The sequence below is a fragment of the Rhodococcus cercidiphylli genome (assembly GCF_033042225.1).
In the GTDB taxonomy this organism is placed as follows: Bacteria; Actinomycetota; Actinomycetes; order Mycobacteriales; family Mycobacteriaceae; genus Rhodococcoides.
In genome coordinates this window covers 293310-311772 of the sequence record NZ_JAWLKE010000002.1, presented here as the reverse complement: position 1 = coordinate 311772, position 18463 = coordinate 293310, and the positions used below count along the sequence as shown (strand labels likewise).

Here is an 18463-nt window from a genome sequence, read left to right as displayed (position 1 = left end):
CTGAAGTCAGCACTTGTGCACTCTGGCTGTCGGTGGTGTTCTTGTGAAGGACATCACACCACGACGGAGAGTGCGACGAACATGAACACCACCTCGCTGGTACAGCTGATCAAAGAATCTGGAACGGTGGTCCGCAACGAGACCTACTCACCTCACGTCGCGGACATCGACACGGCCGCGATGATGGAGATGTACCGCGATCTCGTGGTCGTCCGGCGCATCGACGCCGAGGCGACCGCGCTACAGCGGCAGGGCGAACTGGGCTTGTGGGCACCGCTGCTCGGGCAGGAAGCGGCACAGGTCGGATCCGCTCGTGCGCTCGACACCGAGGACTTCGTGTTCGCCAGCTACCGCGAGCACGGCGTTGCTTACTGTCGCGGAGTAGACCCCACCCAGATGCTGCGGTTCTGGCGCGGCTCGACGCTCTCGGGCTGGGACCCGTACGAGTACCGCATGACTACGCCCGCGATCATCGTCGGCTCGCAGGGATTGCACGCCACCGGGTACGCCATCGGCATGCAGCTCGAGGGAGCCGAGGGCGCGGCCATCACCTACTTCGGCGACGGCGCAACCAGCCAGGGCGACATCTCCGAGGCGCTGGGCTTCGCCGCCAGTTTTCACGCACCGGTGGTGTTCTTCTGCCAGAACAATCAGTGGGCGATCTCCGAGCCGGTGACCGTGCAGACCAAGGCAACGATCGCCGCCCGCGGTGAGGGCTACGGCATTCCGTCGGTCCGCGTCGACGGCAACGACGTTCTCGCCGTCCTGGCCGTCACCAGGGCAGCGCTCGCTCGCGCCCGCGAGGGCAGCGGCCCGACTCTCATCGAGGCCGTCACCTACCGCATGGGCCCGCACACCACCTCCGACGATCCGACGCGATACCGCTCGGGTGCCACCGACGACGAATGGCGCGCCAAGGATCCGATCGACCGAATCGAGAAGCTACTGAGGCGAATCGGCGTGTTCGACGACGCATTCGCCGCCTCGGTCAAGCGCACCGCCGATGACGTCGCGGCCGAGCTTCGTCGCGGATGCCTCGAGACCGTCGAACCGGCTGCGATGTCGGTGTTCGACAACGTCTACGCCGACCCCCACCCCCTCCTGGACGACGAGCGAGCCCAGTTCGCCTCGTACCAAGCCGGATTCGAAGGAGCTTCGTCATGACCACCCTGGAACGGCCCACCAGTCTTCCGTTGGGCAAGGCCATCAACGCAGGTCTGCGACGAGCGATGGAGAACGATCCGAAGGTTCTGCTGATGGGCGAGGACATCGGCAAGCTCGGCGGCGTCTTCCGCATCACCGACGGCCTGCAGAAGGACTTCGGCCCCGGACGGGTACTCGACATGCCGCTGGCGGAGTCGGGCATCATCGGCACCGCAGTCGGACTCGCGATGCGGGGATTCCGCCCGGTGTGCGAGATCCAGTTCGACGGCTTCATCTATCCGGCGTTCGACCAAATCGTCTCGCAGGTCGCCAAACTGCACTACCGCACCAGTGGAAACGTCAAGATCCCCATGACGATTCGGGTGCCCTACGGCGGCGGAATCGGTGCCGTCGAGCATCACTCGGAGTCTCCCGAAGGCTATTTCGCGCAGACCGCAGGACTTCGCGTCGTCACGTGCAGCAACGCCGCCGACGGCTACTCCATGATTCAGCAGGCCATTGCCAGCGACGATCCGGTCCTGTTCTTCGAGCCGAAGCGTCGGTACTGGGAGAAGAGCCCGATCGACCTCGATGCCGACGCGTCGTACCCGCTGCATCGGGCGCGGGTGGTCACCGAGGGCACCGACCTCACCTTGATCGCGTACGGACCGCTCGTCGCCACTGCCCGCAAAGCCGCCGAAGTCGCTGCCCACGAGGGGGTGTCGATCGAGGTCATCGATCTTCGTTCACTCTCACCCATCGACTTCGAGACCATCGAGGCCTCGGTACGCAAGACCGGGCGTCTGGTCGTCACGCACGAGGCCCCCGTGTTCATGGGCCTCGGCTCCGAGATCGCCGCTCGGATCTCCGAACGCTGCTTCTACAACCTCGAGGCACCGGTACTGCGCGTCGGCGGCTTCGGTACTCCGTACCCGGCATCGAAGCTGGAGAAGTTCTATCTCCCCGACGTCGACCGGATTCTCGACGCAGTCGACCGCTGCCGCTCGCACTGACCTCGCGCTCACCGACCGCCGCCGATACGTACCGAACAGGATTCGACGATGCCCACCATCAAGAGCTTTCCGTTGCCCGACCTCGGGGAAGGACTCACCGAAGCCGATCTGCTGACCTGGCTGGTCGCGGTCGGCGACACGATCGAGTTGAACCAGAACATCGCCGAGGTCGAAACGGCCAAGGCCGCCGTCGAACTTCCGTCACCGTTCGCGGGCGTCGTTGCTGCCCTGCATGTGTCGGAGGGTGACACCGTCGAGGTCGGGGTTCCGATCATCGACATCCGAGTCGATGGAGACACCGAGGACCCCGACGTCGTCGTCACCGGCACCGATGTGGACGACGCGAGTCCTGTCGAGGACAGCGAGGAACGCGTTCCGGTTCTCGTCGGTTACGGCGTGGCGAAGGAAGGATCGAGTCGACGCGGCGGCCGGGGGACCACTCCGGTCTCTGCGGCATCGACCGGGCAGAACGGCAGACCGCTGGCTGCACCGCCGGTGCGAAAGATCGCCAAGGACAACGCCGTCGACCTATCCGAGGTACCCCCGACCGGAGCTCGCGGCGACGTCACCCGAGACGATGTCGAGTCATATCTGCACGGAGCCGACACTGCAGGGGAGCAGACCCCACTGCGGGTCGGCCGCGAAGAGCGGACCCCGATCAAGGGGGTGCGCAAACATACTGCGGATGCAATGGTGCGCAGTGCATTCACCGCTCCGCACGTCACCGAGTTCGTCACGGTGGACGTCACCGACACCCTGACTTTGCTGGACTCGCTACGGTCCTCCGCCCACTTCGCCGACGTGCGGCTGACCCCGCTGGCGCTGGTCGCCAAAGCGGTTCTCGTTGCGCTGAAATCGAATCCCTCGCTCAACTCCTCCTGGGACGAGGCTGCTCAGGAGATCGTCACCAAGCACTACGTCAACCTCGGCATCGCCGCAGCAACCCCGCGCGGATTGATGGTGCCCAACATCAAGGATGCACACGAACTGTCCCTGGTGGACATCGCCCGCGCACTGGCAGAGCTGACGCGAACGGCCAAGGAGGGCAAGAGCAGTCCGGCCGACCTGGCGGACGGCACGATCACGATCACCAACGTCGGAGTGTTCGGAGTGGACGCGGGCACTCCCATTCTCAATCCCGGCGAGGCTGCCATCCTGTGCTTCGGTTCGATCCGCCGCATTCCGTGGGAGCACGAGGGCGAGATCGCATTGCGGTCCGTGACGACACTGTCGCTCTCGTTCGATCACCGCCTCGTCGACGGCCAGCAAGGTTCGCAGTTCCTGGCCCTCGTCGGCCGGTTGCTGAGCACTCCGATGGATATGATCGCCCTGAGCTGATTCCTCAGCTCGGCTCGACGCAGACAGCTCGATGGAGACAAAGGTGCGAGTGTGGCCGAGGCGATCGACGAGTACTTCCTGAAGCAGGTTCGGTCGGCTCGGAACGGAGATTCGGCCGTTGCCGATCCGGACCGACTGCTCCGGTACTTCGACGCGCAACTCGCGAGCCGGCATCTCGACTTCGCCGCGCGCTGGTTGCAATCAGCTGGCTTCGGCTACTACACCATCGGCTCGTCCGGGCACGAGGCCAACGCAGCCGTCGGTGCCGCGACGACGGTCACCGACCCGGCACTGCTGCACTACCGCTCCGGTGGTTTCTACGCGGCACGTGCACAACAGTATTCGGACGCGACCCCGATCCGGGATGTGCTGGCGAGTCTGGTCGCCTCGACTGGCGATCCGATGTCCGGCGGCCGCCACAAGGTGTTCGGACATCCGGATCTGGGGATCGTTCCACAGACATCGACCATCGGCTCGCAGGTACCGCGCGCAGTCGGTCTGGCGTTTGCACTCGGCCGGGCGAAGGCTCTGCGGCATCGCACCCCGTGGCCCGAGGACGCCATTGTCGTGTGCAGCTTCGGCGACGCCTCGGCCAACCATTCGACGACGGTGGGGGCGCTCAACTCGGCGGCCTACTGCGCGCACCAATCCGTTCCGATGCCGATATTGTTCGTCTGCGAGGACAACGGGATCGGCATCAGTACCCGATCGCCGCGAGGGTGGATAGCGCAGTCGCTCGGCAGATTTCCCTCGATCGAGTACGTGCGGGCCAACGGACACGATCCTGATGCATTGATGCATACCGTCGACGCTGCCGTTGCTACCGTGCGGACACGGCGTCGACCGGTGGTCCTGCACCTCGAGACGGTGCGGCTGATGGGCCACGCCGGATCCGACGCCGAGCTCGCGTACCGAACCAATGCAGACATCGTCGGCGACTACATTCGAGATCCGTTGCTCGCCACTGCACGTACGCTGATCGGGGCCGGGGTGCTCTCGGCAGCCGACGTCGAAGTGCGCTACGAGGCGATGCGCGAGACCGTCATGGCCGAGGCCGAGGTAATGGTCGAGTCAGTGCGGACCGGGGCGTCGTCGCGCCTGGCCACCGCGGACGAGGTGATGGCTCCGCTGACCGAACGGCGACCCGCTGCCGTGGCCGCCACCGAGCAGAGCCTGCGGCCCGCACAGGGTGGGCCGCATCTGACGCTCGCCGCCATGATCAACAGGACCCTCACCGAGATCATGGCAGCGCGACCGGACGTCCTCGTGTTCGGGGAGGACGTGGCCGTCAAGGGCGGCGTCTACGGTGTCACGAAGGGTCTACGCAAGAAGTTCGGCGCAGCACGGGTTTTCGATACGCTGCTCGACGAGCAGACGGTGCTCGGCACCGCCCTCGGTACTGCGCTCGCCGGGTTCGTTCCGATACCCGAAATTCAGTATCTGGCGTACCTGCACAATGCGGAGGATCAGTTGCGCGGCGAGGCCGCGTCGCTCAAGTTCTTCTCCGATTCGCAGTTCACCAACGGGATGGTCGTGCGCATAGCAGGCCTGGCGTATCAGCGTGGTTTCGGTGGGCACTTTCACAACGACAACGCGGTTGCGGTGCTGCGTGATATTCCCGGCATCGTCGTTGCCGTTCCGAGTTCCGCGGCCGAGGCCGCCGCCCTGCTGCGGACGTGTGTGGCACTGGCCGTGGAGGAGGGACGGGTATGCGTCTTTCTCGAGCCGATCGCGTTGTATCACCGCAACGACCTGCTCGACGGTGACGGGGCGCTGCGGTGCGTCGACGAAGGCCCGGCCCAATTCGGCACCGTCGCAACGCATGGCGGTGGCATGGATCTGGCCATCGTCACCTTCGGAAACGGGGTGGTGATGAGCAGGCGCGCGGTGCCGAGGTTGCATGAGCACGGAATCGGCGTGACGATCGTCGACCTGCGGTGGATCGTTCCGCTGCCGATCGACGACCTTCTGCGCCGGCTCGACGGCTTCGATCGAGTGTTGGTCGCCGACGAGACCCGGCACGACGGGGGAGTGGGAGAAGGCGTCGTGACGGCCTTGATCGAGGGTGGCTACGCGGGCAAGGTCCGCCGAGTGGCGAGCAAGAATTCGTTCGTGCCACTCGGCGGAGCAGCAGATCTCGTCCTCCTGTCGGAAGACGAGATCGTGTCTGCGGCTGTGAAGATGGTTCGATCCGGTTGAGTCAGTGCACCGGCTGTGCGGGAGCGACCTCGTCGAGATCACTACGTGCCGGGGCGCGGATGAAGAACGACGCCACCACCGCAACCAGCGATACTGCACCGCCGTAGAGGAAGGCGGTGTGGATGCCTGCCTCCGAACCTCCCACCTGAGTTGCGCCGTCGGAGATTCGGGCTGCCGCGGTGTTCGACATGACGGTGACGAACAGTGCGGTCCCGGCAGCGCCTGCCAACTGCTGCACCGTGTTGAAGATGGCGCTACCGTGCGAGTACAGCTGGGTCGGAAGCGATCCCAGCGATGAGGTCATGAGCGGCGTCATGATCAGCGCGAGCCCCGCCGAGAGCAGCATGTGGATGCCGATCACCAAGGGCAGTGCGGTCTGCGCGTCGAGCACGGTCATCGACCACAGCGCGGCGCTCACCACCATCGCACCTGGAATGACCAACGGGCGCGGTCCGATTCGGTCGAAGATGCGTCCGACGAACGGCGCAAGCAGGCCCATCAGCAGTCCGCCGGGGAGCAGCATGAGTCCGGTGTCCAGGGTGTCGAGACCGCGGACGTTCTGCAGGTACATCGGTAGCAGGATCAGAGCGCCGAACAGGGCCATCATCGAGATTGCGATCATGCCGAGGCCGATGCTGAAGGTCGGGGTACGGAACGGACGCATGTCCAACAGTGCGCCGCCGCGGTCCTGACGCGAGATCTGACGCAGCACGAACACCACGAGGGCAATCGCTCCGACCGCCAGTGGCAGCCATACCGGCACCACGGACTCCTCGGCCGAATGTCCCAGGCTGCTCAGGCCGTAGACGATACCGCCGAAAGCCAACGCGGACAGGACGACCGACAGGGGATCGAACGACGGTCGACCGGTCTGGGTCACGTTTTTCACCAGGGTGGTCCCGATGGCGAACGCGACGAGCGCGATCGGCAGCACGAGCCAGAACATCCAACGCCAGTTCAGCGAATCGAGGATGATGCCCGAGATCGTCGGACCGATGGCGGGGGCCACGGCGATGACGATGGAGATCACGCCCATCATTGCGCCGCGCTTGTGCGCGGGAACGACGGTCAGCACCGTCGTCATCAACAGCGGCAACATGATCGCCGTGCCGCTGGCCTGCGTGACGCGTCCGAGCAGGAGCAGCTCGAAGCCCGGGGCAGAGGCTGCGAGCAGTGTGCCGACGGTGAACAGACTCATCGCAGCCACGAATACCTGGCGCAACGTGAAGCGCTGGAACAGGAATCCGGTGATGGGGATGACCACGGCCATCGTCAACAGGAATCCGGTGGTGAGCCACTGCGCCGTCGTCGCCGTGATGTCGAGGTCGACCATCAGGGTCGGGAGTGCCACGCTCATGATCGTCTCGTTGAGGATCATGACGAACGCGGCGATGACGAGAATGCCGATCAGAAGTTTGCTGCCCGGCGCGAGTTCGTCGTCCAGCGCGGACTCGGATGTGTGGTCGGTCTGAGGTGAGTTCATCGGACGCTTTCGAGTATCGGTACAAGGTGCGGACAACGGACCGCCTAGATAGCTTGAGTCACCATGACAGTGACTGTCAACTTGAATATTACTGGTAAGTTGACGGTGAGAACCCGAAGGAGTGACGAGGATGACCGAACGAGTGTTGGATCTGCGAGAACGACGTCGCCGAGACACCCAGCTCGAGATCTCCTGCGCAGCGCTCGACCTGTTCGAGAAGCAGGGGTGCGCAGCGACGACGGTCGACGAGATCGCGCGTCGGGCAGGGGTATCGCCCAGTACGTTCTTCCGTAGTTTCGCGTCGAAGGAAGAATCCGTCCTCGGAAACGACCCCGAGCTGGACGTCGATCTGCACGCCTGGCTGGCGTCCACGGCACCGGAAAACATCACCATCACCGGAATCGAAGCACTCTACGAGCGATCCGTCGAACGATTTTCCTCCGCACCGGACGAGGTGCGTGATCGTCTCCTTCGCACCCGACGGCTGATCGGGGCCGACGCGCACCTGCGATCCGCGGCCTTCGCCCACGACGCGATGACATTGTGCCGCGTCACCGATGCGGTGGCCGAACGGCTCGGTGGCCACGAATCGCGTTCCTATGCACGACTTCTGGTGGAGGGTGCCGGCATGGTCATGCGCATCGCCTTCGACGACTGGGCCGAGCGGGTCGACGGTGGACAGGACGCCGATCTACTGGACATCTACCGAACCACGGTGCGTGATCTACGACGCGTCGTCGGTAGAGCGGCTGCGCCGCACGTGAGTGAAACTTCGTAGCAGGGGTCGAGTTTTCGTGCACGTGGCGCGAAGCGCCTCTCACCCGAAGCGCTGCGGCGCCACGTCGCCCGGCCGTAGTCCGCGCTCGGTCACATCGACCGGAAGTGGTTGCCGCCGTATCAGAGACGCGCCCACTCTGGCCAGCGCCGCACACGTCTGGATTCCGTATCCGCCCTGACCGGCGCACCAGAAGAAACCTTCGACTTCTCGATCGAAGCCCACGACCGGGGTGCGATCGGGAACGAAACTGCGCAGACCCGCCCAGGACGAGCGCAGATGCCTTCCCGTCAGCGTGGTCGCCTCGGCGATGTCGTCGAACGCCCGCGCGATCTCCAGCTCGTCCGGGCGCGCATCACTCGGTTCGGTGGGCGTCTCGTCCGCAGGCGAACACAAGAGTTGTGCGCCTTCGGGTTTGATGTAGAACTTCTCGTCCATGTCGCTCAACGTCGCAAGATTCGCGGTGTCGAGATTGTCGGGTGCGGCGACCATGAACACCGACCGACGCATCGGCACGAGTCCGATGGGATCGGCTCCCGCCATCGCCCCGAGAACATCCGCCCACGCGCCTGCCGCGTCGACGACGAGCGGCGCGGTGTGGACCGACCCGTCCGTGGTGTGCACGTGCCACAGTCCGTCGACGCGTCGCAGTTGCGTCACACCTGCCCCGGTGTGCACTCGACCACCTCGATCGCGCAGCCCCCGCACGAACCCCTGATGCAACGCGTGTACGTCGACCTCCATCGAATGTGGTTCGTACAGTGCACAATCGATCAGTTCGGGACGCAGCGGCGGAAAGAGCGTCTGCGCGTCGGCCGGGGATACCAGTTGGGCGTCCGGCGTCAGTCGGCTGACGTCCGCGTACATTGCCTCCAGCGCGTCACCTCGGCCGCTGGCCGCGAACTGCAGCAGCGGACGCGGGGCGAGCAATTCGGATCGGAAGTGTTCCGGCGGGTTCGTCAGGAATTCTCGACTCGCCGTCGTCAGAGCGCGAATGGTGCTGTTGCCGTAGGTCTCCAGGAACAGTGCGGCCGAGCGGCCGGTGGTGTGGAAGGCCAGGGTCTTCTCGCGCTCGAGCAGCGTGACGCGTCGGTCGCTCGCGAGTTCGTATCCGAGCGAGACACCCCCGATTCCGCCGCCGATCACGATGACATCGGTGGAGTTCGGATCTCGCTCGGACGTGGTCATGGATTGCTTCCGTTCGTTGTCTCTGCGGTCCACTGCGCGCCCGGTCCGATCGCTTCGTCGAAGATCAGCCAGGTTCGCGTCGACAGTATCCCGTCGAGTCCCTGCAGCTTGTCGAGTACCAGATGGCGTAGCGCCGAGGTGTCGGGAGCTCGCACCAGAACGAGTGCGTCGAAGTCGCCGCCCATGAGGCTGACGTGTTCGACGAACGGAAAGGTGCTCAGGTCGTCGGCGACGGCTCGCCAGGAATCCTGCCGAATGGACAGTGCCACATAGGCCGACGCGCCGAACCCCGCCTTCTCGTAGGCGATGCGTGCGGTGAATCCCTCGATGACACCTTCGTCGACGAGGCGGTCGACGCGCACGTAGGCGTGCGCCCGCGAGATGTGGGTGGCCTCGGCCAGGGCGCGCATGGACATTCGGCCGTCGCGGCTGAGCTCGGTGACGATGCGTCGGTCCACGTCGTCGAGACGGTACTCGGGTCGGTGCTGTGCCATCCGTCCACTCCAGGTCGCTCGGAAAGGGTCTGTGTAGACGAATTGTCACATCTTTCGTGGCCATGAGCCATCGATCTTCGATTCGGCTCTCGATTTGAAAGTCGGTCCATCTGGCCGCACTCTGTGTAGAACACATCGATCCGCGACGAACACGCGCAGAAGGGGTAGTCATGACCACGACCGACACGCTCGATCACGTCACGACCTCGGTCGCACGACGCGTTCGACAGGGATACGAAACAGACTTCGTGGAGTGGACCGATCACGGGATGGATCTGGTCCGAACCTTTCCCGGATTTCTCGGTGGCGGCTGGCTGCGCAGTTCCGGTGATTCCAGCGACTATCACGTGGTGTACCGATTCGAGACCCACGACGACCTCGACGCCTGGCTGCGCTCGGATGCCAGGCGCACCTGGCTCGCCACCGGCCGTCCCATCGCCGACGACGTTGCGACCCATCGACTCTCCGGTGTGGAGGGATGGTTCGAGCCGCAGTCCAACCTCACCGACGCCGTTCGGGTGATCGGTGGACCGCCGCCGCGGTGGAAGCAGGCGATCTCGATCGGCGTGGCCTTCTACGCTGTCAGTCTGCTCGTCAACATCGTTCTCACTCCGCACCTGACGGACCTGAACGTGGCTCTGCGCACCGCACTGGTGGTGATGATGTGCACGCCGCTGATGGTCTACGTGGTGATGCCGTTCGTCACCGCCCGGCTACGGCGGTGGCTGGTACCGCACTCGTAGCTTCACCTTCGATAGGGTCGAAGCATGCCCGACGCCCCGGTACACGATCAATTCGCCCTCGACGGGGCCTGGAACTTCCGTGATCTCGGCGGTGTGCGTACCACGGACGGGGCGACGGTTCGGCCCGGATTGTTCTATCGCGCATCCGAATTGAGCGGGTTGACCGAGGTCGGGCAGCGCGTTGTCGCGGATCTCGGCATCCGTACCGTGTTCGATTTTCGCGGTGATGCGGAGGCCGAGCGAAGCGGTGTCGACAGGGTTCCCGCCGGCGTCGAGTCGATCTCCGTGCCGTACGAGAATCTGAAGGGCGAGCGAGCCCCACACGAGGCGGCGCCGATTCACGACGAGCAGAGTCAAGTGGACTACATGATGCGCGCGTACGCGTCGTTCTCGACTCTCGACGGTGCGTCGCATGCGATCAAGCGGGTGGTGGACGAGATCGTGGGGCGTCGCGGCGGCGTCCTGGTGCACTGCGCAGCGGGCAAGGACCGGGCAGGGTGGACGGTCGCGACGGTGTTGCGGGCGGCCGGCGTCGACGAGGACGACATCGTTGCGGACTATCTGAGAAGCAACGACGCGGTGGAGCCATTGCTCGCCCACGTCCGCCGGACCTGGACCGGACTCCACGACGTTCTGCCCACCGAGGCGATACTGGGCGTTCGTGCGTCCTATCTGGAGCACGGATGGGCCACCATGGAGTCGAACCACGGTTCGTTCGGCGGATATCTGACCCACCTGGGCATCGATCGGGATCTCCGACGACGTCTGACTGCCGCCCTCGTGCAGGGCTGAGCGGTAACCTCGCCCCATGCGCATCGGAAAGACCGCCCCGGACTTCGAGTTGCCGGACCATTCCGGTGAATTGCGTGCGCTGTCCGACCTGACGGCGTCGGGTCCGGTCGTCCTGTTCTTCTATCCGGCGGCCAACAGCCCCATCTGCACAGCCGAAGCGTGTCACTTCAGGGATCTGGGCACGGAATTCGACAGATTCGGCGCACAACGTGTGGGCATCAGTACCGACACCCGAGATCGCAACCATCATTTCGCGCTGCAGAGGTCGTTCGACTTTCCGTTGCTCTCCGATCCCGACGGGGCGGTCGCCGAACAGTTCGGAGTGCGTCGAGGCGGGTGGTTCACGCGGCGGCGTCGGCTCCGAGAGCTCGAACGCGGCCACTCGAACGCGGGCCGTCGCGGATATGTGAGGCAATTACTGTCCGTGAAGCGGACGACATTCGTGATCGATCGGCACCGAGTGGTGCGGATGACGGTGCGGAGCGAGCGCGGTCACGTGCATGCGACCAAGGCGCTCGAGTACCTGCGCTACCTGTCGTGAGAGTTGCTCGTTACGTTCCGAACGTCATTCGTTCGCGCCGCTGAACAGGGCGGTGTAGACGGCAGGCTTCGAAGCTTCGGCGTGTGCATCGGTCGATGCATCGTCAGGATGGCTGAAGAGTGCCTCGTTCTTGTCTTTGTGTTCCATTCCCCGAGCATGCCCCTGATTCGCCGCAATAGCCACTCGCCGCGCGGGCTGTCGTGGGTGTGCAGGGTGGGATACTGCTCGGGTGCCCGATGAATCCCTGTTCGACGCCCTCCGCCGTGAGCCCGACGCCGAGGCACCCAACCTCCATGCCGTCGACGCCGCGGACCGCCTCGTCCTCGATACCGTCGACGAACTCCCCGGAATCGACAGGACGATGCCGATCGCGGTGATCGGCGACAGGTACGGAGCCATGACCCTCGGGGTCGTTTCTCTCGGTTTCACCGCGGTTCGCGTTCATCAGGACGCCGTCACCGGCGCGCGGGCACTCGAGCTGAACGCCGCGCGGGTCTCGTTGTCGGACTCCTACACCCAGCACGCCCTGGGTGCCGAGCTGCTGACCGACGTGGGCACAGTACTGATGCAATTGCCGCGAAGTCTTGCCGAACTCACCGAGATCGCCGAGCACATCGCGGCACACGCGGCGGCGGACGTCGTCGTCCTCGCGGGCGGGCGAGACAAGCACATGACCCCCGCGATGAACGACGTCCTGAGAAAGTCGTTCGAGACCGTCACGGCCGGCCGCGGCCGGCAGAAAGCCCGAGTGCTCACCGCAACCGGGGCGGTGGCGTCGGGCATGACGTATCCGGTGAGCAAGCGGATTGCCGATGTCGACATGACGGTGGTGGCGCACGGTGCGGTGTTCGCGGGGGCCGGCCTCGATATCGGAACTCGTTTTCTGCTCGAGTACATACCGAAGATGCTGCCGCGGGCTCGCACCGCCGTCGATTTGGGTTGTGGCACAGGGATTCTCGCCACCGAGCTGGCTCGGACCAGGCCCGATCTCGAGGTGATCGCGACAGATCGCTCGGCGGCAGCGATCGCATCGGCGTCGGCCACTGCGGCGGCGAACGGGGCTCGAATTTCGGTGATCGCCGACGACGCGATGTCGACCTTCGATTCCGAATCGGTCGATCTGGTGGTCTGCAATCCACCGTTCCACGAGGGTGCCGCGGTGCACACGGGCGCGGCGAGCAAATTGTTCGCCGCCGCCGGTCGGGTGCTGCGACCGGGCGGACAGATGTGGACGGTCTACAACACACACTTGAACTACCGGCGTGAACTGGCCGACGCGGTGGGTCCCACCGATCTCATGGGCCGCAACGGCAAGTTCACCGTCGCTCGCTCGGTACGCCCGAGCGAGCAACGATGACTGTCAGGTGACCGGGCCGCCGTCTTCGGGAGTTCCGTCGATCTGTCCCCGGTTGCGCCCGAGGTCCTCGACGAGGGTGCCCTCGACGATCTCGGCCTGACGCTGGCCTTCCGCGTAGTCGATGTCGGGATCCTCGTCGGATTCCTCGACGACGTGGTCGACGAGTTCCTCGGTCAGTTCGTCGTCGGGAGTCTCGGTGATCGGGCGGTCGAGTTCCTCCTCGACGGCGATGTCGGGTTCTTCCTCGCTGAGCTTGAGATCCAGGCTCTCGCCCTCGGCAGCCTCGCGAGCGGTGGTGCCGAAGCTGTTGGCCTCGCTCCAATGGTCGGGGGGATCGACCACGGTGTCGCCGTCGTCGTTGCGCACCTCGTCGGAGTCGACGCTTTCACTGGGGTCCAAGGTCTGGTCGGGTCCGTCTTCGATTGCCATTTCCTCATAGTGCCCGTTTCGATTCGGTGTCACACACGCGGTCGTCTCCGCGTGTGTGCCCGGTACCCGGTAGAGTCCGTTTTGTCCGTCGTAGAAGTTCTCCGCTCGGGAACTTTTGTCCGGATGTCAGACGTTCTACTGATGACCGACGGGGAGATCCCCGGTGGGGATCAGAACTTACGAAGGGAAGAGACACGGTGCGCACCTCCAGCAACCCGGTGTTCCGCAACCTGCCCAAGCAGCAGGGCGGCGGATACGCCACATTCGGATCTGCGACGGCTGGAGCCTCGCAGGCCGCAACCTTCGGCCAGCATCCCGGAACGCAGGCCGACCCGTACACCACGCAGCCCGCACAGCGGGCCATGACGATCGACGACGTGGTCACCAAGACCGGCATCACCCTCGGCGTGCTGAGCGTGACGGCGATCATCTCGTACCTGCTCGTCTCAAACAACACCGACTTGGCCATCCCGTTCGTCATCGGCGGTGGCTTGATCGGCTTCGGTCTGGTCATGTTCGCGACCTTCGGCCGCAAGATGGACAACAAGGCGATCGTGCTCGCGTACGCCGCAGCCGAAGGCGTGTTCCTCGGTGCGCTGTCGCTCATGTTCACCGGCGTCGAGTTCGGTGGGGTCGGTGGATCCGCCCTCATCGGCCAGGCAGTCCTCGGTACGTTCGGCGTGTTCTTCGGCATGCTGATCGTCTACAAGACCGGTGCCATCCGCGTCACCCCGCGCTTGACCCGCATGGTCGTCGGTGCCCTCATCGGTGTCGTCGTGCTGATGCTCGGCAATCTCGTCGCCAGCTTCTTCATGGAGGACGGTTTCGGACTCCGCTCCGGCGGACCGCTGGCCATCATCTTCAGCCTCGTCTGCATCGGCATTGCCGCGTTCAGCTTCCTGCTCGACTTCGATCAGGCCGATCAGCTGATCCGCGCACAGGCTCCCGAGAAGGCAGCCTGGGGCGTCGCCCTCGGTCTGACCATCACGCTGGTCTGGCTGTACGTCGAGATCCTGCGTCTGCTGAGCTACTTCCAGAACGACTAGTGCTCACGCGAAAAGCCCCGCCACTCCATCGAAGGAGGGCGGGGCTTTTTCGTTGTGTGTCTCGGATCAGCTGAGGCGCTCGAGCACCATCGCCATACCCATGCCGCCGCCGACGCACATGGTCTCGACGCCGAACGTCTTGTCGTGCGTGGTCAGGTTGTTCAGCAGCGTGGTGGTGATGCGCGCACCGGTCATGCCGAACGGGTGGCCGATCGCGATGGCACCACCGGAGACATTGAGCTTGTCCTCTTCGATGCCGAGGTCGCGCGCCGATCCGAGGACCTGGACTGCGAAGGCCTCGTTGATCTCGAACAGGTCGATGTCGGAGATGGACATGCCCGCGATCTTCAGCGCCTTACGGGTCGCCTCGATGGGTCCGAGGCCCATGATCTCGGGGGACGTGCCGGTCACGCCGGTCGAGACGATGCGGGCCAGCGGGGTCAGGCCCAGTTCCTTGGCCTTGGTGTCGCTCATGATGACGAGCGCTGCTGCGCCGTCGTTGAGCGGGCACGCGTTACCGGCGGTGATGGTGCCGTTCGGGCGGAAGACCGGCTTGAGCTGGCTGATCTTCTCGTAGGTGGTGCCGGCGCGAGGGCCGTCGTCGGTGTTGACGACGGTGCCGTCGGGCAAGGTCACCGGGGTGATCTCCCGCTCGAAGAAGCCTGCGTTGATGGCCTCTTCGGCGCGGTTCTGGCTGCGGACGCCCCAGTGGTCCTGATCCTCGCGGGTGATGCCGGTGAGCAGCGCGACGTTCTCGGCCGTCTGGCCCATCGCGATGTACGCATCGGGCAGCTCGCCGTTCTCGCGGGGATCGGTCCAGCTGTCCGCGCCCTCTTCCTGCGCCTTCTTGGTGCGGGCCTCGGCGTCGGCGAAGATCGGGTTGTGGCTCTCGGGCAGCGAGTCGGAGCTGCCGTGGACGAAGCTGGACACGCTCTCGACACCAGCGGAGATGAACACGTCACCCTCGCCTGCCTTGATCGCGTGCAGCGCCATGCGGGTGGTCTGCAGCGAGGACGAGCAGTAGCGCGTGATCGTCGTTCCGGGCAGCGAGTCGTAGCCGAGCTGCACTGCGACGATACGAGCGAGGTTGTTGCCCTGCATGCCGCCGGGCAGACCGCAGCCCAGGAGGAGATCGTCGATGTCCTTCGGGTCGAGCGAGGGCACCTTGGCCAGCGCGGCGGCGACCATCTGGGCGGTGAGGTCGTCGGGACGAATGTCCTTTAGCGACCCCTTCATCGCCCTGCCGATCGGTGAGCGCGCGGTGGCGACGATGACTGCCTCTGGCATGAGATCTCCTTCGAATCGATACTGCGTGACTACAGTGCTACCGCCGGGTAGGCGATGTCTCCCGTCCGAACTTACAACCCCGCCGATTCGTCACCGGCACGACGTACGAGATCCTCCGACGCAGTGACGATCTCGGCATCGAGCTCGGCGCTTCTCCGGCGCAGGAAGCGATCGAGTGCGGCCGTCGCGCGGGGGATGGCCTTGCGTGATTCGGCGGCAGCGGACACGGTCGGCAGCTCGGGCAACGGGCCGCCGTGCCACACGCCCAGCGCCGATGCGAGTACCGGCAGAATCTGCTGAGCGGCGAGCTCGTACCCCGCGGCCGACGGGTGAAAACGGTCGGCCGAGAACATGGTGTCGGGCGCTGCCAGGAACTCGGGGGAGAGCAGATCTGCCAGAGCCACCGGATGCCCACCGGCACTGAGAGTCCTGGCCGTCTGGGCATTGGCAAGACGGCGACCCCAATTTCGGACGACGGTGCGCAGCGGCTGCGGGATAGCCGTCACGACACCGAGATCGGGGCACGTGCCCACTGCCACGACGCAGCCCTTGGCCGTCAATCGTTCGACGGCGTCGCCCAGCCGGGCCGCCGACGCCGGGATGGAGAACTTCTTGGTGACGTCGTTCGCGCCCACGAAGATGACCGCTGCGTCCGGGGGCGGGCCCGCGACGAACATCGCGTCGACCTGGCCTTCGAGCCCCTTCGAGGTGGCACCGGCAATCGCTTTGGTGCTCAATCGAATTCGTTGCCCGGTTTCCTCGGCCAGTCCGCGGGCGATCAGTACGCCGGGAACTTCGTCGGCTACGGTGCAGCCCACGCCGGCAGCGGTGGAGTCGCCGAAGATCATCAGGTGAATATCTGCTGAATTTCCCATCCGCCACCGTTCCGGGGCCGCGCATCCCGCGGTGTAGACGCCGTCCGCCTCCGGTGGCTTGGCGGTGGTGCGCCCGATGATGCCGCGGGCCGCCGCGGCCTGCGCCATCAGATGTCGGTACGCGGCCCAGGATGCAGTCCCTGCTCCGGAGCCTGCAAGTACTGTCGCGGCGCTCGCTTTAGCAGCGGTACGCCATCCGCTCGCCGTCACAGATCGATCCCTCTCCTCGTGCCGTTGTGACCATCGTATGCGGGGTATCGACGGCCGTGACCGAGAGTGAAATAGGTGCATCTGGGAAGATGAAGCAATGCGCATCGCACAGCACATCACCGAACTCATCGGCAACACCCCGTTGGTGAAGTTGTCCACCGTCGTCGGCGACGGTGCAGGCACTGTCGCGGCCAAGATCGAGTACCTCAACCCGGGTGGTTCGTCCAAGGATCGCATCGCGGTGAAGATGATCGACGCGGCCGAGGCAGCAGGGGAACTGAAGCCCGGCGGCACCATCGTCGAGCCCACGTCCGGCAACACCGGCGTCGGTCTCGCCCTGGTCGCTCAGCAGCGTGGCTACAAGTGCGTGTTCGTGTGCCCCGACAAGGTCGGCGAGGACAAGCGCAACGTGCTGCGCGCCTACGGAGCCGAGGTCGTCGTCTGCCCCACGGCTGTCGCACCCGACGACCCCAACAGCTACTACAGCGTCTCCGATCGACTCGTCCGCGAGATCGACGGAGCCTGGAAGCCCAACCAGTACTCCAACCCGGCCGGCCCGGCCAGCCACTACGAGACCACCGGACCCGAGATCTGGGCCGACACCGACGGCAAGATCACGCACTTCGTCGCAGGCGTCGGTACCGGCGGAACCATCTCCGGCACCGGCAAGTACCTCAAGGAGGTCTCCGGCGGCAAGGTCAAGGTCATCGGAGTAGACCCCGAGGGCTCGGTCTACTCCGGCGGAACCGGGCGTCCGTACCTCGTCGAAGGTGTCGGCGAGGACTTCTGGCCGACCGCCTACGACCCGTCCATCCCTGACGAGATCATCGCCGTCTCCGACAACGACTCGTTCGACATGACTCGGCGTCTCGCTCGCGAGGAGGGCCTGTTGGTCGGCGGTTCGTGCGGCATGGCTGCCGTCGCCGCGATCCAGGTCGCCGAGCGCGAAGGTCCCGACGCCCTCGTCGTCGTACTGCTGCCCGACGGCGGCCGCGGCTACCTGGCCAAGATCTTCAACGACTCGTGGATGTCCTCGTACGGCTTCCTGCGTTCGCGTCTGGACGGCAAGACTCACGAGACCTCCGTCGGCGAGGTGCTGCGCGGAAAGTCGGGTGCGCTCCCGGATCTGGTGCACACCCACCCGTCGGAGACCGTGCGCGACGCCATCGAGATCCTGCGCGAGTACGGCGTCTCGCAGATGCCGGTCGTCGGCGCCGAGCCTCCCGTCATGGCAGGCGAGGTTGCCGGCAGCGTCACCGAACGCGATCTGCTCAGCGCGGTCTTCGAAGGTCGCGCCGCGCTGGCAGACCCGGTCGCCAAGCACATGAGCGAGCCGTTCCCACTGATCGGTGCAGGCGAAACCGTCTCCGACGCCACCAAGGCACTCGGGGAGTCCGATGCGCTGATGGTCGTCGAAGAAGGCAAGCCCGTCGGCGTCATCACTCGCCACGATCTGCTCGGATTCCTCAGCAAGGGTGCCTAGCGGCAGTGGTGCGGGTGTGTGCCCCACGACGCACGCCAACCCCCCCCAGCCCGGCACCCCCCAGCGG

17 protein-coding genes are annotated in these 18463 nt (G+C 65.2%); 11 read left to right on the top strand and 6 right to left on the bottom strand.

The window, feature by feature from the left end; translation table 11 throughout:
- Positions 1-81: 81 nt before the first annotated feature.
- The 4 genes from pdhA to R3P95_RS05005 are packed head-to-tail and all read left to right on the top strand — an operon-like array spanning position 82 to position 5693.
- The gene (gene pdhA / locus R3P95_RS05020; protein WP_317547478.1) at positions 82-1164 is read left to right on the top strand and encodes a pyruvate dehydrogenase (acetyl-transferring) E1 component subunit alpha; all 1083 of its coding nucleotides are present in this window, start codon (positions 82-84) and stop codon (positions 1162-1164) included.
- Complete coding sequence (locus R3P95_RS05015) at positions 1161-2156, top strand: alpha-ketoacid dehydrogenase subunit beta (RefSeq protein ID WP_300523801.1); 996 nt, start codon at positions 1161-1163, stop codon at positions 2154-2156. The genes pdhA and R3P95_RS05015 overlap by 4 nt, the downstream gene beginning before the upstream one ends.
- A gap of 48 nt (positions 2157-2204) precedes the next feature.
- Entirely contained in the window at positions 2205-3494 is a 1290-nt protein-coding gene (locus R3P95_RS05010; protein ID WP_317547477.1) for a dihydrolipoamide acetyltransferase family protein, read from the top strand.
- 51 nt (positions 3495-3545) lie between these two features.
- On the top strand, positions 3546-5693 hold the full coding sequence (locus R3P95_RS05005; protein ID WP_317547476.1) for a thiamine pyrophosphate-dependent enzyme: 2148 nt from the start codon (positions 3546-3548) through the stop codon (positions 5691-5693).
- A 1-nt stretch (position 5694) separates the two neighbouring features.
- Here the strand turns inward: R3P95_RS05005 and R3P95_RS05000 are convergent, their stop codons facing one another.
- Positions 5695-7176, bottom strand: a complete 1482-nt coding sequence (locus R3P95_RS05000; RefSeq protein WP_317547475.1) for an MDR family MFS transporter — start codon at positions 7174-7176, stop codon at positions 5695-5697.
- A gap of 130 nt (positions 7177-7306) precedes the next feature.
- Here R3P95_RS05000 and R3P95_RS04995 point away from each other — a divergent pair, with 130 nt between their 5' ends.
- Entirely contained in the window at positions 7307-7954 is a 648-nt protein-coding gene (locus tag R3P95_RS04995) for a TetR/AcrR family transcriptional regulator (protein ID WP_262498277.1), read from the top strand.
- A gap of 39 nt (positions 7955-7993) precedes the next feature.
- Here the strand turns inward: R3P95_RS04995 and R3P95_RS04990 are convergent, their stop codons facing one another.
- Positions 7994-9139: an NAD(P)/FAD-dependent oxidoreductase gene (locus tag R3P95_RS04990; protein ID WP_317547473.1), complete on the bottom strand. Its 1146-nt coding sequence runs from the start codon at positions 9137-9139 to the stop codon at positions 7994-7996.
- Entirely contained in the window at positions 9136-9633 is a 498-nt protein-coding gene (locus R3P95_RS04985; RefSeq protein WP_094686552.1) for an Lrp/AsnC family transcriptional regulator, read from the bottom strand. The genes R3P95_RS04990 and R3P95_RS04985 overlap by 4 nt, the downstream gene beginning before the upstream one ends.
- 170 nt (positions 9634-9803) lie before the next feature.
- Here R3P95_RS04985 and R3P95_RS04980 point away from each other — a divergent pair, with 170 nt between their 5' ends.
- From R3P95_RS04980 to R3P95_RS04965, 4 genes are all read left to right on the top strand, one after another.
- Entirely contained in the window at positions 9804-10376 is a 573-nt protein-coding gene (locus R3P95_RS04980) for an antibiotic biosynthesis monooxygenase (RefSeq protein WP_149405297.1), read from the top strand.
- 24 nt (positions 10377-10400) lie between these two features.
- Entirely contained in the window at positions 10401-11168 is a 768-nt protein-coding gene (locus tag R3P95_RS04975) for a tyrosine-protein phosphatase (protein ID WP_317547472.1), read from the top strand.
- Positions 11169-11184: 16 nt separating this feature from the next.
- Positions 11185-11709 (top strand): peroxiredoxin, encoded by a 525-nt coding sequence (locus R3P95_RS04970; RefSeq protein WP_068051633.1) that lies wholly within the window; start codon positions 11185-11187, stop codon positions 11707-11709.
- A gap of 229 nt (positions 11710-11938) precedes the next feature.
- The gene (locus R3P95_RS04965) at positions 11939-13066 is read left to right on the top strand and encodes a class I SAM-dependent methyltransferase (protein ID WP_317547471.1); all 1128 of its coding nucleotides are present in this window, start codon (positions 11939-11941) and stop codon (positions 13064-13066) included.
- Between the two features lie 3 nt (positions 13067-13069).
- On the opposite strand, the gene R3P95_RS04960 is transcribed toward R3P95_RS04965, so the two are convergent.
- Positions 13070-13495, bottom strand: coding sequence for a hypothetical protein (locus tag R3P95_RS04960; protein ID WP_068051629.1), 426 nt, complete (start codon positions 13493-13495; stop codon positions 13070-13072).
- Between the two features lie 197 nt (positions 13496-13692).
- Here R3P95_RS04960 and R3P95_RS04955 point away from each other — a divergent pair, with 197 nt between their 5' ends.
- Positions 13693-14541 carry a Bax inhibitor-1/YccA family protein gene (locus R3P95_RS04955; protein WP_032404782.1) on the top strand — a complete coding sequence of 283 codons (849 nt, stop codon included), beginning with the start codon at positions 13693-13695 and terminating at the stop codon, positions 14539-14541.
- 66 nt (positions 14542-14607) lie between these two features.
- Here R3P95_RS04955 and R3P95_RS04950 read toward each other — a convergent pair whose 3' ends face one another.
- Both R3P95_RS04950 and R3P95_RS04945 read right to left on the bottom strand, forming a co-directional pair.
- Positions 14608-15828, bottom strand: coding sequence for an acetyl-CoA C-acetyltransferase (locus tag R3P95_RS04950; protein WP_068051627.1), 1221 nt, complete (start codon positions 15826-15828; stop codon positions 14608-14610).
- A gap of 71 nt (positions 15829-15899) precedes the next feature.
- Complete coding sequence (locus R3P95_RS04945) at positions 15900-16913, bottom strand: SGNH/GDSL hydrolase family protein (protein WP_317547470.1); 1014 nt, start codon at positions 16911-16913, stop codon at positions 15900-15902.
- A 97-nt stretch (positions 16914-17010) separates the two neighbouring features.
- Here R3P95_RS04945 and R3P95_RS04940 point away from each other — a divergent pair, with 97 nt between their 5' ends.
- A complete protein-coding gene (locus R3P95_RS04940) occupies positions 17011-18396 on the top strand; it encodes a cystathionine beta-synthase (protein ID WP_121870491.1) in 1386 nt (461 codons plus the stop codon).
- Positions 18397-18463 lie beyond the last annotated feature (67 nt).

Coding starts and splice junctions, on each gene's coding strand:
- R3P95_RS05010 (WP_317547477.1), top strand. CDS start 2,205: ATGCCCACCATCAAGAGCTTTCCGTTGCCCGACCTCGGGGAAGGACTC.
- R3P95_RS04970 (WP_068051633.1), top strand. CDS start 11,185: ATGCGCATCGGAAAGACCGCCCCGGACTTCGAGTTGCCGGACCATTCC.
- R3P95_RS05015 (WP_300523801.1), top strand. CDS start 1,161: ATGACCACCCTGGAACGGCCCACCAGTCTTCCGTTGGGCAAGGCCATC.
- R3P95_RS04990 (WP_317547473.1), bottom strand. CDS start 9,139: ATGACCACGTCCGAGCGAGATCCGAACTCCACCGATGTCATCGTGATC.
- R3P95_RS04995 (WP_262498277.1), top strand. CDS start 7,307: ATGACCGAACGAGTGTTGGATCTGCGAGAACGACGTCGCCGAGACACC.
- R3P95_RS04975 (WP_317547472.1), top strand. CDS start 10,401: ATGCCCGACGCCCCGGTACACGATCAATTCGCCCTCGACGGGGCCTGG.
- pdhA (WP_317547478.1), top strand. CDS start 82: ATGAACACCACCTCGCTGGTACAGCTGATCAAAGAATCTGGAACGGTG.
- R3P95_RS04960 (WP_068051629.1), bottom strand. CDS start 13,495: ATGGCAATCGAAGACGGACCCGACCAGACCTTGGACCCCAGTGAAAGC.
- R3P95_RS04980 (WP_149405297.1), top strand. CDS start 9,804: ATGACCACGACCGACACGCTCGATCACGTCACGACCTCGGTCGCACGA.
- R3P95_RS05000 (WP_317547475.1), bottom strand. CDS start 7,176: ATGAACTCACCTCAGACCGACCACACATCCGAGTCCGCGCTGGACGAC.
- R3P95_RS04940 (WP_121870491.1), top strand. CDS start 17,011: ATGCGCATCGCACAGCACATCACCGAACTCATCGGCAACACCCCGTTG.
- R3P95_RS04985 (WP_094686552.1), bottom strand. CDS start 9,633: ATGGCACAGCACCGACCCGAGTACCGTCTCGACGACGTGGACCGACGC.
- R3P95_RS04950 (WP_068051627.1), bottom strand. CDS start 15,828: ATGCCAGAGGCAGTCATCGTCGCCACCGCGCGCTCACCGATCGGCAGG.